An 18,244-nucleotide genomic window follows, 5' to 3' on the forward strand; every position below is an offset into this window, starting at 1 on the left:
ATTTTTATTTCAATAGTTTAGTATAAAAAGCCAATCAAGGAAAAATTAAAAACATCGTTTTATTTAGCAAATTTAACCATTTGTCAATATATGAATTTTATTTATATACAATATAACCGCGCAAAATCTCGTTAACTATTGAAAACTCTAGAGCCGCATATAATCGCACGATGAATGAGAAGATAGGTTTCATTTCTGAGGGTTTTACAGATCAAAAATCAGCGATACCGTGACTTCCATCACAGGATAAGTAAACAAGGTATTATCATGAAAAAATCAGCATTAGCACTCGGTTTAATTGGTTTAGTTTCACTTCCAACTTTAGCAGCAGGCACTGATGGAGGTGCCTATCTCGGTGGTGGGCTTAGTGTCTATCAAGGCTCAGACACAGACGGTGCGCCAAGCCTAGATTCAGACGGAATGGGCTACAACCTATACGGCGGTTATCAATTCAACCGTATCGTTGGCGTGGAACTTGGCTACAACGATTATGCAGACTACAAGAACAGCACAGACAAACTTTCACCAACGTCTATTTCTGTATCAGCTAACCTCGGTTATACGTTCGACAACACCATTCGTCCATTTGTACTTGCAGGTTTAAGCTCGGTCGACCTTCATGCAAATAGCGCAGCAAACTATGATGACGACAGTGGCACTGGCTTCCACTTTGGTGTCGGTGTTGAATACACACCAATTGAGCACTTAACACTTCGCCTGATTTCTCAAGCGGATGCGGTAAATGTGGAAGACAACTATTCCTTCGGAAGTAACGGCTCATTCAAAAGTGATGATCACACACTTGCGTTCAATAGTGTTAGCTTCGGTGGTTCATACAACTTCTGATGTGCTCCCAGTGATTACATAGTAAGTAAATAACCAAAATTCACTTTGCTGCTCTGCCCTGTAATAAGACAGCACAGTAAAGTGAATTTTTGTTTCTATGTAACGATTCAACTTACAAAGCCATACAGTAATGAGTAAAAAACTCAGGGATAATTGTCAACAACGGTCTAGAGGCCACAAACTAAAAACGATTAACAATCGATAGTGACTGACAATCACATTTGAAGACATGACAGAGTGAGTAACAAAGATGAACAAGATAGCGAAATCAGCATTAGCACTAGGTTTAATTGGCGCAGTTTCTCTTCCAGCTTTAGCAGCAGGAACTGACGGCGGTGCTTACATTGGTGGCGGACTTAGTATCTACCAAGATTCTGATACAGATGGTCAAGGTAATTTAGATTCAAATGGCATGGGCTACAACCTATACGGCGGTTACCAATTCAATCGCATCATTGGTGTTGAGCTTGGCTACAACGATTACGCAGACTACAAAAAGGGGGCAGCAAAACTGTCGCCAACATCTATTTCAGCATCTGCAAACATCGGTTACACGTTCGACAATACTATCCGTCCATTCGTATTGGCTGGTTTAAGTTCTGTTGACCTAAATGCAAACCAGAGTGCTGGTTATGATGACGACAGTGGTACTGGTTTCCACTTTGGTGTCGGTGTTGAATACACGCCAATCGAACACCTAACACTTCGCCTAATTTCACAAGCAGATGCGGTGAGTGTTGAGAACGACTACGGCTTTAAGAAAGAAGACAAAACACTTGCCTTCAACAGCATTAGCTTCGGTGGTTCATACAACTTCTAATGTGATTGAATTACATAGAATAAGCTAAATATACTAATTCACTTTGCTGTTCCACCTTGTCATGAAGGTCACTCAGTAAAGTGAATTTTTTGTTTCTACACGCCCTATCGCGTCATTTCACTTTAGCCGGTTTATCGCTCTCCATCACTTCCTGAGCTTTATGCATTGATATTAGAGCTTTCTTGGTAGCGAGACTAAAATAAAGGGACAAGAGACGCAGGAAAACAAGACAATGAATCTACCGCGCTTAAATATGTCGATAAACAAACTCCCTTTCGTTTTGGCATTGTATTATTTACTTGTCATCAACCTGCCGATCTCGCGCGAGTTATTCAATATTCTTAGTGCCTCAAAAGCGGAAAGTATTGGGTTCATAATCTCAATTCCCTTCTTCTTTCTCGCTGCATTCAACTTTATCTTTCAAGTTTTTAACTGGCCGATATTCGCCAAGGCCTTTTTCATCTTGTTACTGCTTACTTCCTCTCTGGTCAGCTACAGCATGTTCAGCTATGGCATTTTTGTTGACTATGGAATGATAGAAAACGTTTTTGAAACCAACAGTGGAGAAGCCGCCAGTTATTTAAGCCTATATTCTATTTTCTGGTTTGTTTTGATGGGTGGTATACCATCACTAGTACTTTTATTGACGAACCTTGAAAGAGAGTCTTGGAAAGATTTTGCTATTTGGAAATCGATAGGATTATTGAGTTCGTTAATCGTCATTGCCATTATTGCAGGGCTATTTTACAAAGATTACGTATCGATTGGCCGAAATAATTCTCATCTCAAGAAGATGATCATTCCAACGGAGTACGTGGCATCAACCGTTAAGTACATCAATAATACTTATATCAAAGAGCCAATCCCGTACCAAGAAATAGGCTTAGACGCACAGCTAAAACCAGAAACTAAACAAGCAGAAAAACCAACCTTATTGGTGTTTGTTCTTGGTGAAACAGCACGTGTATACAACTATCAATATTATGGCTATGAGAAAGAAACCAATGCTCATACCAAGCCCTACAATCCGATATTTTTCTCTGATGTTCAGTCGTGTGGAACGGCCACTGCAGTTTCTGTTCCGTGTATGTTTTCTAACATGAATCGCAGCAACTATGATCGCGACAAAGCCTACAACCAAGACAACGTAGTCGACATCATGAACCGCGCAGGGATTCACTCTATTTGGAGAGAACATGATGGTGGAGACAAAGCCGTTGCGCACCGAATCAAAGAGATGACTCTCGTCGCCAAAGACAGCGACCCGCTATGTAACAACGATGTGTGTTACGACACAGCGATGTTAGAGAGCTTTGAGCAAGATACCCAAGATCTTAAGCAAGATAGTATCATTTTCTATCATATTTCCGGTTCTCACGGCCCAACTTACTATGAGCGTTATCCTGAAGAACATAGGAAATTTATGCCAGATTGTCCACGTTCTGACATCGAAAACTGTACCAAAGAGCAAGTCGTCAACAGCTACGACAACACTATTTTGTACACAGATTTCTTTCTCTCACAGGCTATTAAGAAGCTAGAAAAACTCACCGATAAGTACAATGTCGCGCTGATGTACATTTCCGATCATGGAGAGTCATTGGGAGAAAATGGCGTCTACTTACACGGCATGCCTTATTCATTAGCACCGAAAGAACAAACCCATGTTCCGATGATTCTATGGATGTCTGATGACTTTGCTACAGAGAAAGGGCTCAGTGACACTTGCTTGCGTAAAGAAGGAAAGGAACAGAGCTTTTCTCACGACAATTTGTTCGATTCATTGCTTGGCCTGATGGATGTACAAACCAAAGAGTATAGAGAGGAACAAGATATCTTCGCACCGTGTCGTTAGCGCTTTTGCTCATGTAAACCATCGGAAAACTCGAGTTGCCTGAGCAAGCTCTCCTCAACTCTCTCTCAAAAGAAAAGACCTCGGTCTTTTCTTTTTTTTCGTCGCTAACATGGGACCAGAGTGCTAATTTATAACGACGAAACAATGAGCTACATTTATTAGGGAACGGTACTTATAAATCCGAGAACTCATAAGAGTAACTTCTCTAACCAAACGTTCTACCAGCACTTGTTATCTCGGCTCTCGTTCTCTAAGAAAATAGAGCTAATATAGGCACTTAAATCGTGCTCTAATATCGATGGTTTCGTCATATCATTAAGGACAGCGAATGGACGCTTTCATAATTTCAAGCTGGCAATTTTCAGAAGGTGTGGCACATGAGCACACCACCAGCCCAGCCCAATTCGAGCAATCAACTTGGTATCATTGCCAAAGAGATGCTGACGGTTTGAGAGAATGGCTCCACAGTAATACGGTTCCAAACGCCATCATCGATTCACTACTTACCGATGACACTCGTCCTCGATTTGAACAATTTGGGCACGACTGCTTTTTAATGATTCTGCGAGGCATTAATCTAAACGAAGGTGCCAACCCTGACGACATGCTTAGCCTACGTATCTTATGGTACAAAGGCACTTTAATATCGACACGCAAGGTCCCTTCAAAAGCGGTTAGCAACCTAATATCTGATCTCAAACAAAGCCAAGGCCCGACATCGTTACCTGATGTATTACTAGGCATGATCCGAGGAATCAACCATTACATATCAAGCTTCTTGACTCCCGTTGAACAACTGATTGATGAGCTAGAGTCTGAATCTCATCACGATATTAAGTCCATCAATGCTCTGCATTCTAGGCTACTCAGACTAAGACGCTATTTGAAGCCACAGAAATACGTTTTCGAGGATTTAATGAATGACTTACCAGCCCCGCTGAGTAAGCACAACAGTCATATCAAAAACAGTCTTGATACCATTTTGAGGATTAACGAATCCGTTGAGTTCTATATCGACCAGATTAATGTGTTTTTGGCGAGTAAAAGTCAGCAACAAGCTGAAAAAATGAATAGAAATACATACCTATTTTCTATCATTGCGGGTATTTTCCTCCCTGCCGGATTTTTCACCGGTTTATTGGGCGTCAATATTGCTGGAATCCCAGGAACAGACAACCCTGTGGCATTCCCGCTGTTTTGTATTGGACTGTTGATGGTCGTTGCGATTGAAGTCGTTATTTTGAAAAAATTAAGGTTTATTTAATGGTTGAGTTTTTGCAATCCAATATGTGGCTTAAACAAGTGGGTTTAGGTTTACTTCTTATCACTGTGTATTGGGTGATAAAACGCTTGGGGAAAAATTGGATAGAAACATTAGCGGAAAATAAGCGCGTCGAATTGAAGCGAAAGCAGTTCGTGATTAAGTGTTTCAATATCTTACTGTTTCTGCTCTTCATCGCTGTATTTACGATTGTTCTTAACTTGGGTTTTGGTGATATTTCGCTGTTCTTGTCATCCATATTTGCGGTGCTGGGTGTCGCTTTATTCGCGCAATGGTCGATTCTAAGTAACCTCACAGCCAGCGTACTAATATTTTTCGTCTTCCCTTATCGCATTGGCGACAGAGTAAGAGTCGCAGAGAAAGACGAAGATATCAGTGGCGTGATCATCGATATCACCATGTTCCACGTTATTCTTCGACACAGTTCGGGCAACATCATCACCTACCCTAATAACCTGATCCTACAAAAAGGCGTGATAAAGGTACTAGTTGAGCCTGAGTTAAAGAGTGAAACTGTCGATACAAAACTCATCAAAGCTGAAAATTCAAAATCGTAAGATTTATAGACTCAACGAACCGACCCGTAAGGTATTAACAGTGCTTAGTTCAAAACCGATTGCAGAGTTTAGTGACAAGTGACTTGCTAATAAAAAACATTAGAGAGAAGCTTCAATAAGGTAAAAAGTCTGGCACCCGATACTTACGCTAAACGGTGGCTTAACCATTGATGTTTATGGTGGAGTGAGATCGGAGTAACCACTCTTTATCTATAACGAGCACTCTGTCTATAACGTACACCTCTGTCTTTTGTGTCCCATTAGCTGCAAGTTTTATTGAGTTTAGATTTGCGACTAAATATACTGGAGACACCATCATACGGAGGATAAAAATGAATCATAAAAACAAACATATAGTTTTAATTCATGGTCTATATATGCCTGCGTTGATCATGCAATATCTGGATAGGAACTTCAAAAAACGTGGCTTTACAACGCACAAGTTCGCCTACAACTCTCTGCGTTTTCCTTCTGCTGCAAAGCGCCTTAATCGCTTTATAAATGCGCGGTTTGATGAGCATGATGAAGTCTACTTCTTTGGCCATTCACTCGGTGGCTTACTGATTCGCCACTACTTTAAATTCTACCAACCCAACTTTGCAGACACCTGCATTATTACCGCAGGTACACCTCACAATGGGGCAACCATCGCTAAAACACTGTCTAATCATGGCCTCGGGTTTATATTTGGTTCGAGCAAAATGATCTTAAGTGATGGCTTAGGTGACTATGATATCGACGTGCCGATAGGTGTGATCACTGGCACCTACGACGCTGGTGTAGGAAGAATTGTGTTAGGCAAGAATCCAGGCGATGGCACGGTCACACTCGAAGATGCGAACCTAAGAGGCGCTACAGACACCTGTGCTCTCAAGCTCAACCACACAGCGCTCGTATATTCGAAAGAAGTGGTCACTCTCTCTGCCCAGTTCATAGAGCACCGAGCTTTCAAAGCTGCCTGATTAGCTGTTTTTCGCTTTCTTGGGTTCTAGGTTTTTATAGCTAAAAGCCAAAAACTAAATACACTCCCTTCTAAAACAAAAATACCACTCTACAGATAGAGTGGTATTAAAAGATTCATTACTAGAAATAAGCAGCCAGCTACAAAAGATTCACTCGTGTTGGCAAAAACACTTCACCCAACATGCATCTAACCGAACCACCACCAATGTCTTCAATCGTTTTTACATTGAATGGCAGCAGTTTTCCGTGTGTCGAAAGCTGGGCTAACTGCGCTGGAGAGAATGCATCATAAGCAGATTGAGACATTGCAATCACCTTATCGCCATTCACCGTTTCGAGTTGCAAAATATTGCCACAGAATCGGTTCATCTGGTCAATTGAAATAGAGACAACCTGCTTGTCTTTAGCAAGAGATTTCACCACAAAACGACGCTCAAATTCAGGAATCACTTCATCACAGATCACGCAGAAGTTATCACCAATCGCCATCATCACATTGGTGTGGTAAATCGGCTGACCAGACGGTAATGCCGTTTGGAAGGAAACTACGCGCGAATAACCAATACGCTTCGCATAATCTTCTAATACTTCACGATCGCAACGCTGAGAAAGCGCTGCATAGATCGTCTTATTAATATGATCGATCACCATCACACCAGTGCTCTCTAGATAGGAACCTTGGTCAATATACGACTCTAGAGACTCATTGTGATTAACAATGCGGCCAGAGGCTTCTAACGCTTCAATAAGAGCATGTGGCTTAACTTCATGCTGGCGGTTCTCACACGCCATAGGAAAGGTGAATAAACTACCGTCACTGCAAGTGCTAAACCAGTTATTGGGAAAAACCGCATCAGGGGTTTCTACACCCAATTCAGGGTAATCAAACTCTACAACTTGCACACCTTCTTTACGCAACGAAACCACCATAGCCTTAAATTCGGCCATCGTTTCTAGCTTCACCTCGGCTTCAGTCAGATTCACTCTGTTCTGAAACTCATTATCACGCGCAGTTTCTTCGTTAAAACGAAACTCTTTTGGTGGCACCATAACAACGCAATTGGCGTTTTGAACACTACTAATGTGAAGTGACTTTTTGTGTAGGTTTAACATCTCAACCGTCCCTATCTTTTATCTACCTCAGAATTGTAAACAACTTGTTACGACAAGATTCACTGAAAACAATAATGATTTGAATATTTATCCCAAACAATTACTGCAAAAATCAGTTTATTCCGCAATTTTTACTGCAAGATAACAGCACATCAGAAAGAACCAACTGTTTGCATATTAGTTAGAGAAACTGATGAATAAATATCCCAACGTCATTCTCTAGCTTGGCTCGAGTTTAGGTTACAATTTAATTCATTTAACGTTAGGATTATCACCGTTGCATAACAATCAATTACGTTTGAAATAAGCCTAACTTTTCCAGTCCGTATCAATCTAAAATAAGCGTCGTGAAAGACACTCTTTGAACCTTTCCTGCGTCACTTAAAAAGAACTAACAACGAAAATCTATCTAATGAGGTCATACTGATAAGAACTCATTAGCACTTATAAAATTTCAAACCAAATTTATAAAAACAAGCTTCACGACGATGCAGTTGCTAATAGATGCATTAGTTATAAAGGGAAATCTATGTACAAGAAATTTGAAGGCTTTACCGAAGCCTTTCCAAAGGGAGAGCCGATACAACCTCCCACAGGAATACTGGCGTTTTGTCGCCACTACACTCGAGGCTTTGAAAAACCATTAATCGTGCTCGGATTAATGAGTATGACCATCGCGATCATCGAAGTTGCACTGTTTGGTTATATGGGGCAACTGGTGGACTGGCTATCAACAAGCAACCCAGACACCTTTTTGGCCGACAATAGATCGACTCTGATGGGTCTTGGTGTTTTGCTGTTGATTGTGATGCCAATATTAATCAGTGTTTACTCGCTATTGCTTCACCAAACTTTACTGGGCAACTACCCAATGTCGATTCGTTGGCTAGCACACCGCTACCTTCTAAAGCAAAGCTTGTCATTTTATCAAGATGATTTTGCCGGGCGTGTTGCGACAAAAGTGATGCAAACATCGCTCGCGGTGCGTGAAACCGTGACTAAAATGGTCGATGTGTTCGTCTATGTGACGGTTTACTTTACGGCGATGTTATTCATGCTCGCGGAGTCAGACTGGCGCTTAATGGCTCCAATGCTAATTTGGCTATTCATTTACGTCGGTATCCAACTGCACTTTGTCCCTAAGTTAAAAGATGTTTCTTCCGAACAAGCCGATGCTCGTTCACTGATGACAGGTCGTATCGTCGATAGCTACACCAACATCGCGACGGTGAAACTGTTCTCGCATAGTAAAAGAGAAACCGAATACGCCGAAGAAGGCATGGAAGGCTTCCTTGATACTGTGCATCGTCAGATGCGCTTAGTTACCGGCTTTAACATCTGCGTTGAATTCGCTAACTACCTATTGGTGTTCAGCATTGCTGGTATCTCTATCTACCTATGGCTAGATAACGCAATCACGGTCGGTGCGATTGCCATTGCTGTCAGCTTGGCTTTACGTATTAACGGGATGTCTAAGTGGATCATGTGGGAGATCGGTGGTCTGTTTGAAAACCTAGGTACTGTGATTGATGGTATTAAAACGCTATCTAAACCTATCGCTATCGAAGATAAAAAAGACGCTGAACCACTTAAAGTTCCACAAGGCGGCATCCACTTCGATAACGTGAGCTTTAACTACGGTGAGAATAAGGGGGTGATCAACAACCTAAACCTCAACATCAAACCAGGCGAAAAAGTCGGTTTGGTTGGCCGTTCAGGTGCGGGTAAGTCAACTCTAGTTAACTTACTGCTACGTTTCCACGATGTAGAAAGCGGCCGCATCCTAATTGATGACCAAGAGATCTCGAGCGTTACCCAGGATTCGCTACGTAGTAACATCGGTATGGTGACTCAAGATACTTCATTGCTTCACCGCTCAATCAAAGACAACATTCTTTACGGTCGACCTGAAGCATCGGATGAAGAAGTGTATGCAGCCACGAAGCAAGCGCACGCGCATGAGTTCATAGAAACGCTCACCGACCCATTTGGTAACGTTGGTTACGATGCACAAGTAGGTGAGCGTGGTGTTAAGCTTTCTGGTGGTCAGCGTCAACGTGTCGCTATCTCTCGCGTCCTACTAAAGAATGCTCCACTGCTTGTTCTAGATGAAGCAACTTCAGCACTCGATTCAGAGGTGGAAGCCGCCATTCAGGAAAGTTTGATTGAGCTAATGGAAGGCAAAACGGTCATCGCGATTGCACACCGTTTATCAACGATTGCAGCAATGGATCGTTTGATCGTACTCGATGCAGGTAATATCGTAGAAGAAGGCACGCACCAACAGTTGATTCAACAAAATGGCATCTATGCTCAATTGTGGAATCATCAAACGGGTGGCTTCATCGCAGATGATCTTGAGCAAGCGACCAACGTTTAATTTATGTGCTACTTTAAAAGTGCGGCGTGTTTCACACCAATTTGTCAATTACTGGTAAATTACACATAGCAGAATGTTATGTCGTAATTATATAATGACATTAACGGGACAAGACGCTTCGCTTGCGCGTTCTGGAATAAGGCTAGACTTCGGGGGGAGGCTAGCCTTTTTTATACCTGTTCAGCTTCGGCCCTTTCTCATCTATTCTGTCTGCACGATAAACTTCGTCGATCCTTTTGTTTTTTTCTTGGCGTTTTTTTCTTAAAATGCGCGCAATACGCAATATTCTTTCGAGAGATCAACCATGAACAAAAGTGTCTTAACTAACGTAATAGCGTTATTGCTACTTGCTAGCGGCTATGCGACGACCAACCAATACTTACTTTATGCAGGCCTATTTGCCTTTTCTGGTGCCATCACCAACTGGCTTGCAATTCACATGTTGTTCGAGAAAGTGCCCGGTTTATACGGTTCTGGCGTTATTCCAGCGCGCTTTGAAGAGTTCAAGGCGGCCATTAAACAACTGATGATGGAACAATTTTTTACCGAAAGTAACATCGACCGCTTCCTAAGCAGTGAGATGACCGGAAAGTCGCTGAATCTAGAACCCGTGATTAAGAAGATCGACTTTAACCCTGCATTCGATTCACTGGTTCATGTTATCGAGAACTCACAGTTTGGTGGCATGTTGGCGATGGTTGGCGGCACAGAAGCCCTGCAGCCGATGAAAGCGCCATTTGTAGAGAAGATGCAAGAGTCAGTAATTGAAATCAGCAAGAGTGACTCTGTAAAAAATGCCATCAAGGATGAACTTGAATCGCCCGCAATGATGGATGAAATCAAAGAGAACATTGAAGCGATCATCGACCAGCGTTTGAATGAACTAACACCAAAACTCGTGAAAGAGATGGTTCAAACCATGATCAAGAAGCACCTTGGCTGGCTAGTGGTTTGGGGCGGTGTATTCGGTGGTGTGATTGGCTTAATCTCTGCGGCCATCACGCTATAAACTGTCTATCAGTGCTAACTCGATCGTTTAGCCGATATATCCGCACTCAATAAAAAATGGAAGCTCAATAGCTTCCATTTTTATATCTGAATAACATTCGCTACAGCAACGAGAAACTGCCGAGAATTAACTAGAAAGCCCCTACTTTAAGGTTGATAATAGCTCCGGATTCACTCCAAAACCCTTTTTATGTTCTTCAATCACCACTTCACTGCGTGTCTGAATCACTCCAGGTAATGTCCCCAATTTAGTAGCCATAAACGCCTGGTACGCTTTCATGTCTTTTACCCGCACCTTGATCATGGTGTCAAAATCACCAGACAACGAATAGCACTCTTCAACTTCAGGCATCAATTCAACGGCCTGAGCAAATTTATCAAAAATCGAAAAGCTGGTTTGATCGAGTCGAATATGGATAAAAACTTGGACATCCAGCCCCAACTTTTCAGAACATAACTCAGCGTGATAACCCGTTATGTACCCCTCTTTTTCCAATCGCTTGAGTCTATCAGAGCAAGGGGAAGTGGTTAGATTGACCTGCTTTGCCAGCTCGACCACGGGCAAGCGCCCTTTCATATGCAGAATTCTTAGTATCTCTTTATCGATACGGTCGAGTTGATGCTGAGACATAATATTCCTTAAACATTCTAAATTCGGCTCAGTATATTCTATAGTGAGGGCTATCAGACAAAACCCCGCTCACACATTTAAAAAACTAAATACACTTGCGTTATTCACATTAAATATAAATCAACAAACACCAATAACAAGCCTTATAAATCAGTCGTTGACCATTAACAAATTATTATAGAAATGACCTTAAGAACAAATAAGTTGAGCTAGAAACGAAAGAAAGGATATAGGTCAAAGTGAATAATATGACTATCAAAGAGAAAGGATGACTCTATTATGAAAACACAAGAACTCGCATACAAGCCATACGGTATTGGCCCATGGACACACGTTACCGTTTCTAAAGATGTTGCTCAAGCACTCGCAAATGAGTACTCAAACTATGGGTGGGAAGTGAAGATTGATGGCTGTGCCATTGAAACAAAGCTGACACTCAAAGCCGCATAGAAACGCAAAAACCTCCTATACGGAGGTTTTTTGATCTAAGTTAGTAAGCACTTACTATATTTAAGCCAAACCAACTTGGGGAACAGAACTTGCCGTTTCGCAACGACAGTTGCACGTTCGACAGAAGTGCTGAGTTTCCATATCGTAATACAGGTTTCCACTAAATAGCTTTGACGTCCATTGCATCATACGGCCAGAAGCTGTCTCGGGCTCTGATTCACAACGTTTCATTATAGACTTATGTAGTGTTGTTTTTTTACATCCTTTGCAATAGAGATCAGGCATACCTTTGTCCTATAGGTCTTTAGTGGTTACTGACAATTGACATATCATGTCCAATTCGGTTCCACAATTCACCGAGCTAATAACAAAAGTGAGCGCCAAGTTCAAAAAATAGCCATTTTTCTCTTCTATTTTTTGACATCAAACGTCGTAAAGATATTTCCTCTTTCATTTATCACCCACTAAAACCTAGTTTCAATTTACATTGTAAACCTCAAAACTACGTTGCACTTTAGTCGAATTAACACTTAATTTTATAAATTACAGCTCAGCAATATCCTCTGGCTTAGTACTCCATTTCAGCACAAGTACAATGATAGAAAGTACGAATAAAAACATATCGGACAGAGTCAATGTTCATTCAGATCTGGCATAAGCCGTGTGAGGCGATGGATCTGACCGCTCGCATAGGGTTTTAGTGTTTGGACATATAGACCAGAAAGAGGTCGAAAGCATTAGGGAAATAGGCAAAAAAATAGAGCCACCGAAGTGACTCTATTATTTTTAGCTCATGTTCTTTGCTAATTCACATCTGTTTTACAATGTAAATTAGTCTAGTTCTACCAGATTCTTCTCGAACTCAGCGTGTTGCTTCTTCACTTCGTCTTCTGGCTCACCCGTAATTAGGCTCACGATAACGATAGAAAGAGTCGATAGGATGATTCCTGGTACGATTTCGTACACATCGAACCAACCGCCCGTGAACTGTTTCCAAAGTACGATAGTCACACCACCAACCACGATACCCGCTAGAGCGCCGTTACGGTTCATGCGAGACCAGTACAGGCTCAATACGATAGCTGGGCCAAATGCTGCACCAAAACCAGCCCATGCGTAAGACACAAGGCCAAGTACTGAACTGTCTGGCGTCATCGCTAGCACAAGTGCAATAAGAGAGATCAGGATAACCGCGAAACGGCCTACACGAACAATCTCTTCTGACGTAGCATCTTTCTTCAGAACTTGCTTGTACAGATCTTCTGCCATTGCAGATGAAGAAACAAGAAGTTGTGAATCAGCAGTACTCATGATTGCCGCTAATATTGCAGCCAGTAGGATACCTGCGATTACTGGGTGGAACATCGCATTTACAAGAAGCATGAAGATCTTCTCGCCATCGTCTAGCTTAGGTGCGCCAGAGTTAGTCACATAGATCAGACCAACAAGACCCACAAGCATTGCACCAACCATAGACAGCGCAGTCCAGATAACCGCAATGCGACGCGCTGTTGTTAGATCTTTATTGCTACGTGTTGCTTTGAAACGAGCAAGGATGTGTGGCTGACCGAAGTAACCTAGACCCCATGCCGCTAGCGAGATGATCGCGATTGCAGAAAGAGGCTCGCCCTTCGCATCATTCCATAACGTGAGTAGCTCTGGGTTGATGTTGTGTAGGTCGCTAGATAACTGACCAAGGCCGCCATTCATTGCTGCGATGGGTACAATCAATAGTGCAGCAGACATTAGCAAGCCTTGAACTAGGTCAGTCCAAGATACCGCTAGGAAGCCACCAAACAGGGTGTACGAAACCACACATACCGTGCCGATAATTACCGCTGTTGTGTAATCTAGGCCGAATACCGTTTCAAATAATTTACCACCTGCTACCAAGCCTGAACTTGTGTAGAAAAGGAAGAATAAAAGGATAAAGAAAGCAGAGATTGTTTGAATCAGCTTAGAGTTATCGTTGAAGCGGCGAGATAAAAACTCAGGCAACGTCAGCGACTCTGTTGTAATACTGTAAGTGCGTAGACGTTTAGCACTGATTAACCAGTTTGCCCAAGTACCCACAAGTAGGCCACCAGCAAGCCAAAACGCTTCAAAACCAGCAGCATAAGCGTAACCAGGCAAGCCAAGTAGCAACCAACCACTCATGTCTGATGCACCCGCAGAAAGTGCAGCAGGCCATGGGCCTAACGAACGACCACCTAGGAAGTAGTCAGTTGAGTTAGATGTACGTTTGTAAGCAATAACACCGATCGCTAGCATCATAATTAGATACGCAATGAACGTCGTCGTTATTGCAAAACTGTTTTCTATCATTTGATAGTCCTCATTTTGTAGAAAGCCTTCCATGCCTAATTCAATGCAAGACACTCACCGTAAAGGCGAGCGAGTGCATTGAGTTAGGTATTGAGGCTCCAAAGCACTCATGGAGAAAACCAAAAGTCCTTAGAGCCAATTTTACTGAAGGTTAGTGAGCTTCGCTTCCAAGTTCGAGCAAGGTCGCGTTACCGCCCACAGCTGTTATATTTATAGTTCGCGTACGCTCGGTAATGAAGCGCAGCGATAGGTGTGGATCGTTAGCAACATTCATTGCATTCAGATCCGTTTCAGCGACTAAACCGACGATGGCACCGTCACGCTTAGCAAGCTGTAAATTAATAGCTTGTGCCGTTTGTGAGTTACCGACATAACCCACACTTCGTACATCGCAAGACAACAACTGTTGAGAAGCGTCATACGAGGCAACCTGCACCAAGTTAGTTGGCAAATTAGCCGACTTAGCTGCATCGGCAACTAAGGTATTAAACTGCACATCATCACTACACAATTGAACGCTGTTACCTGCTAATAGTGCAGCAGTAATCAGAGCCATTGCCGTTTGTAGTGCTGGCAGTTTGTCTTGGCAATCATCAACAATTACCAAAGCCACACCACGACCTGCAGCATACAACTCATTGGTTTCGCCCGTTGGGCCTGCCATAAGGTGATGCTCCGCAAGTAGTGCTGACGCTTGTTCTAGATGATAAGTCGCCACTGCAGCCAAAGGCGCAGATTGACTTTCAATCTCTGATTTCAATGCAAGTACCTGAGCACTCTTATAATCAAAATCGGTCAGATTCCATTGTTCCCACGCAAACAATGCATCAGAAAAACCTGTCACTTGATGAACCATGATACTGCTCCTTATGCCTTGTCTTGTGATTGCGAAAAATGAACATCAGTAAAGCGATATAGGTAGTGAGGACCACCTGCTTTAGGGCCTGTACCTGACAAACCTTGACCGCCAAATGGTTGAACACCAACAACAGCACCTACTTGGTCACGGTTTATGTAGCAGTTACCCACGCGCACGTGTTTTTCGATCCAACGGTAAGTTGTCTCGTTACGGCTGTGAATACCCATAGTTAAGCCAAAACCGGTTTGGTTAATTTGGTCTACCACTTGCGCTAACTCACTCGCCTTGAAGCGAACGATGTGCAGTACAGGGCCAAACTGTTCTTCTTTCAAGCAACTGATGTCATCGATTTCAAACGCACTTGGTGGAACAAAGTCACCATGTTCACAATCAGAACCCAATGTAAGTTGAGCGACTTTTTTCTGTGTTTGGGTCATATTTTTCAAGTGAGCTAACAGCTTTTGCTTCGCTGTTTGATCGATAACCGGACCAACATCCGTTTTATGAAGGTATGGAATACCAACACTCAGTTCGTCCATTGCACCGTGAATCAATCCAACCACGCGGTCTGCGATGTCTTCCTGAATGTAAAGCACACGCAATGCCGAACAACGCTGACCTGCTGAAGCAAATGCCGAACGAATCACATCACGAACCACCTGTTCAGGCAGTGCGGTACTGTCGACGATCATCGCGTTCTGGCCGCCAGTTTCTGCGATAAATGGAACAGGTTTAGCGTTACGGCTTGCCAATGACACATTGATACGTTGTGCAGTTGGGGTTGAACCCGTAAAAGCAACACCCGCAATTGCATCATGGCTAGTTAGCGCGCTGCCAATCTCAGCACCACGACCTGGAAGTAACTGAATGGTGCCGGCAGGGAAACCCGCTTCGTTCATCAGTTCAACGGCGCGAGCTGCAATCAAGCTTGTTTGCTCAGCAGGTTTCGCCACAACAGTGTTACCCGCGACTAGTGCCGCTGTAATTTGGCCAAGGAAGATAGCGAGAGGAAAGTTCCAAGGGCTGATACAAACGAACACACCACGACCTTGTCGTGAAGCGATTCGTGTTTGGCCGTCAAAACCTTTTAGTTCGAAACCTTGTAGGTTGTCAGCTTGTTTTGCGTAGTAACGACAGAAGTCGACTGCTTCACGTACTTCATCAACGCTATCGTGAATCGTCTTACCCGCTTCTTGATGACAAATCGCCACCAACTCAGCAAGGTTGTCTTCCATCAGGTCAGCCAGCTTCTCAAGCGCAGCCGCTTTGGTTTCAACCGAAGTTGCGTTCCAATCAGCGAATACTGCGTCTGCGCCGGTGATCGCTGCGGAAACATGATCAAGGTTAGCGAAAGCCACCTGACCCACATTAATACGACGATCGTAAGGTGAGGTTACTTGCTCGACGTTCTGATCAGCCTTGATCATGCTTTCGGCTAGAGACTCACCATTGATCACAGGGCCAGCAGTCCATTGATTGTTAAGGAATGTTTTAACCTGTGCTTCAAACTGATGAGCTTCACTTTCGATATCAATGTTCACACCGTAAGAGTTCTTACGCTCAGGGAATACCGCTGGAGGCAGAGGAATCTTAGTGTTGTTCAGCGTATCAAACGCCAGAAGCATATCGACCGGGTGTTGTGTTAGCTCTGCCACAGGGCAGCGAGCATCAACCAAACGGTGTACAAACGAGCTGTTTGCGCCGTTCTCTAGCAAGCGACGTACTAGGTATGGCAGCAGATCTTTGTGGCTGCCAACCGGTGCGTAGATACGTACCGACTGTTGGTAAGCTTCCATCGCATGGTTATAAAGAGAATCACCCATGCCGTGTAAGCGTTGGAATTCAAAATCTTTATGTTCAGTCATCACTGCAATTGCAGAAACCGTATGAGCATTGTGGCTCGCAAACTGCGGGAAGATATTGCCACGAACACTTGGGCTCAGTAGGTAACGTGCACATGCAAGGTAAGCTACATCTGTCGCTTCTTTGCGTGTGTAAACTGGGTAATCAGTAAAGCCAGCTTGCTGTGACCATTTGATTTCGCTGTCCCAGTACGCGCCTTTCACTAAGCGAAGCGGGATTAAATCACCCTGCTCTTTCGCCAAGCGGTTTAGCCATACTAGAACCGGTAGTGCGCGCTTTGAGTAAGCTTGAATAACCAGACCAAATTTACCCCAACCTTTTACAAGATCGGTACGGTACAGTTTTTCGAATAATTTTAGAGAAAGCTCTAGGCGATCCGCTTCTTCAGCATCAATCGTAATCGCAACATCAAGCTCTACTGCTCGGCGCAATAACTGCTCTAGCGTGTCGCAAAGTTCTGTCAGTACGCGGTCTTCGTTCGCTACTTCATAACGTGGGTGAAGTGCGGAAAGCTTGATAGAAACAGACGGTGCTGGGCTCGATTTTGAAGAGACGTATGTGTCTCTACCTACGGCTTCAATCGCCATTAGGTAATCTTTGAAGTATTTGTTTGCGTCTGCAGTAGTCAGTGCTGCTTCACCTAGCATGTCGTATGAGTAGGTAAAACCTTTGTCACGCATAGACTTACCGTTCTTTTGCGCTTCAGCAATGCTGCGGCCAAGAACGAATTGGTGACCCATCACCTTCATTGCTTGGTGCATCGCTTTACGAATTACCGGCTCAGAAAGCTTATTCACTAAACGGTTAACCGCTTGACCAGCACTCTGCTCTTTAGATGAAAGTCCAACCACCTTACCCGTTAGCATTAGGCCCCAAGTGGATGCGTTAACAAACACTGAATCAGAATTCTTAAGGTGAGACTTCCAATCCGCAACGCTTAGTTTGTCGCGAATCAGCGCATCAGCAGTAGCTGAATCAGGAATACGCATTAAGGCTTCCGCCAGACACATCAGCAAGATGCCCTCTTGAGTATCTAAGCTGTATTCAAGCAACAGTGCATCGATCATCTGGATAGAAGTCTTATCCGCACGGATAGCTTCGATCAATGAGGTCGTTTTCTCTGTAATTTGCTGCTTTTCAGACTCAGAAGGGGTAGCTAGCGGCAGAAGTTGCTCTAGCCATTGGGTTTCATCCACCATATATAATGGTGAGATAAGCGACCATAGATCAGTAAGCGACTGCTCATTGAATTCTGGCTTTAACACATCAGTAGCTGTAAACATGCGTTTTCC

The 18,244-nt window shown here is 43.3% G+C and carries 15 protein-coding genes; 9 read left to right on the forward strand and 6 right to left on the reverse strand.

The annotated features are described in order from the left end of the window. Positions 1-267 precede the first annotated feature (267 nt). The 6 genes from OCW38_RS21465 to OCW38_RS21490 all read left to right on the forward strand — a co-directional run bounded on the left by OCW38_RS21465 (position 268) and on the right by OCW38_RS21490 (position 6,322). Positions 268-846 (forward strand): porin family protein, encoded by a 579-nt coding sequence (locus tag OCW38_RS21465; protein ID WP_010432088.1) that lies wholly within the window; start codon positions 268-270, stop codon positions 844-846. A gap of 250 nt (positions 847-1,096) precedes the next feature. Beyond that, the gene (locus OCW38_RS21470) at positions 1,097-1,666 is read left to right on the forward strand and encodes a porin family protein (RefSeq protein ID WP_016767103.1); all 570 of its coding nucleotides are present in this window, start codon (positions 1,097-1,099) and stop codon (positions 1,664-1,666) included. Between the two features lie 232 nt (positions 1,667-1,898). Next, on the forward strand, positions 1,899-3,521 hold the full coding sequence (locus OCW38_RS21475; protein WP_016767102.1) for a phosphoethanolamine transferase: 1,623 nt from the start codon (positions 1,899-1,901) through the stop codon (positions 3,519-3,521). Positions 3,522-3,849: 328 nt separating this feature from the next. Beyond that, a complete protein-coding gene (locus OCW38_RS21480) occupies positions 3,850-4,785 on the forward strand; it encodes a CorA family divalent cation transporter (protein ID WP_016767101.1) in 936 nt (311 codons plus the stop codon). Then, entirely contained in the window at positions 4,785-5,360 is a 576-nt protein-coding gene (locus tag OCW38_RS21485; RefSeq protein ID WP_010432101.1) for a mechanosensitive ion channel family protein, read from the forward strand. Before OCW38_RS21480 ends, OCW38_RS21485 begins: the two co-directional genes overlap by 1 nt. A gap of 332 nt (positions 5,361-5,692) precedes the next feature. After that, positions 5,693-6,322, forward strand: coding sequence for an esterase/lipase family protein (locus OCW38_RS21490; RefSeq protein ID WP_261896081.1), 630 nt, complete (start codon positions 5,693-5,695; stop codon positions 6,320-6,322). Positions 6,323-6,461: 139 nt separating this feature from the next. On the opposite strand, the gene OCW38_RS21495 is transcribed toward OCW38_RS21490, so the two are convergent. Continuing rightward, the gene (locus OCW38_RS21495) at positions 6,462-7,436 is read right to left on the reverse strand and encodes an arginine deiminase-related protein (protein WP_010432107.1); all 975 of its coding nucleotides are present in this window, start codon (positions 7,434-7,436) and stop codon (positions 6,462-6,464) included. A 529-nt stretch (positions 7,437-7,965) separates the two neighbouring features. Between OCW38_RS21495 and OCW38_RS21500 the strand changes: the two genes are divergently transcribed. Further along, positions 7,966-9,816 (forward strand): ABC transporter ATP-binding protein, encoded by a 1,851-nt coding sequence (locus OCW38_RS21500; protein WP_016767100.1) that lies wholly within the window; start codon positions 7,966-7,968, stop codon positions 9,814-9,816. Between the two features lie 304 nt (positions 9,817-10,120). Beyond that, positions 10,121-10,825: a DUF445 family protein gene (locus OCW38_RS21505; protein ID WP_016767099.1), complete on the forward strand. Its 705-nt coding sequence runs from the start codon at positions 10,121-10,123 to the stop codon at positions 10,823-10,825. A 141-nt stretch (positions 10,826-10,966) separates the two neighbouring features. Here the strand turns inward: OCW38_RS21505 and OCW38_RS21510 are convergent, their stop codons facing one another. Beyond that, positions 10,967-11,455 (reverse strand): Lrp/AsnC family transcriptional regulator, encoded by a 489-nt coding sequence (locus tag OCW38_RS21510; protein WP_010432115.1) that lies wholly within the window; start codon positions 11,453-11,455, stop codon positions 10,967-10,969. Positions 11,456-11,734: 279 nt separating this feature from the next. On the opposite strand from OCW38_RS21510, the gene OCW38_RS21515 reads away from it, so the two are divergent. After that, the gene (locus OCW38_RS21515) at positions 11,735-11,905 is read left to right on the forward strand and encodes a hypothetical protein (protein ID WP_010432118.1); all 171 of its coding nucleotides are present in this window, start codon (positions 11,735-11,737) and stop codon (positions 11,903-11,905) included. A 60-nt stretch (positions 11,906-11,965) separates the two neighbouring features. On the opposite strand, the gene OCW38_RS21520 is transcribed toward OCW38_RS21515, so the two are convergent. From OCW38_RS21520 to putA, 4 genes are all read right to left on the reverse strand, one after another. After that, the gene (locus tag OCW38_RS21520) at positions 11,966-12,190 is read right to left on the reverse strand and encodes a hypothetical protein (RefSeq protein ID WP_065099303.1); all 225 of its coding nucleotides are present in this window, start codon (positions 12,188-12,190) and stop codon (positions 11,966-11,968) included. 546 nt (positions 12,191-12,736) lie between these two features. Beyond that, complete coding sequence (gene putP / locus OCW38_RS21525) at positions 12,737-14,263, reverse strand: sodium/proline symporter PutP (protein WP_016767920.1); 1,527 nt, start codon at positions 14,261-14,263, stop codon at positions 12,737-12,739. Between the two features lie 118 nt (positions 14,264-14,381). Continuing rightward, positions 14,382-15,086, reverse strand: coding sequence for a 1-pyrroline-5-carboxylate dehydrogenase (locus OCW38_RS21530; RefSeq protein ID WP_016767921.1), 705 nt, complete (start codon positions 15,084-15,086; stop codon positions 14,382-14,384). 11 nt (positions 15,087-15,097) lie between these two features. Beyond that, entirely contained in the window at positions 15,098-18,235 is a 3,138-nt protein-coding gene (gene putA / locus OCW38_RS21535) for a bifunctional proline dehydrogenase/L-glutamate gamma-semialdehyde dehydrogenase PutA (protein ID WP_016767922.1), read from the reverse strand. Between the last annotated feature and the right edge of the window lie 9 nt (positions 18,236-18,244).

Origin of the sequence: Vibrio cyclitrophicus, from assembly GCF_024347435.1 — a bacterium.
GTDB lineage: Bacteria > Pseudomonadota > Gammaproteobacteria > Enterobacterales > Vibrionaceae > Vibrio > Vibrio cyclitrophicus.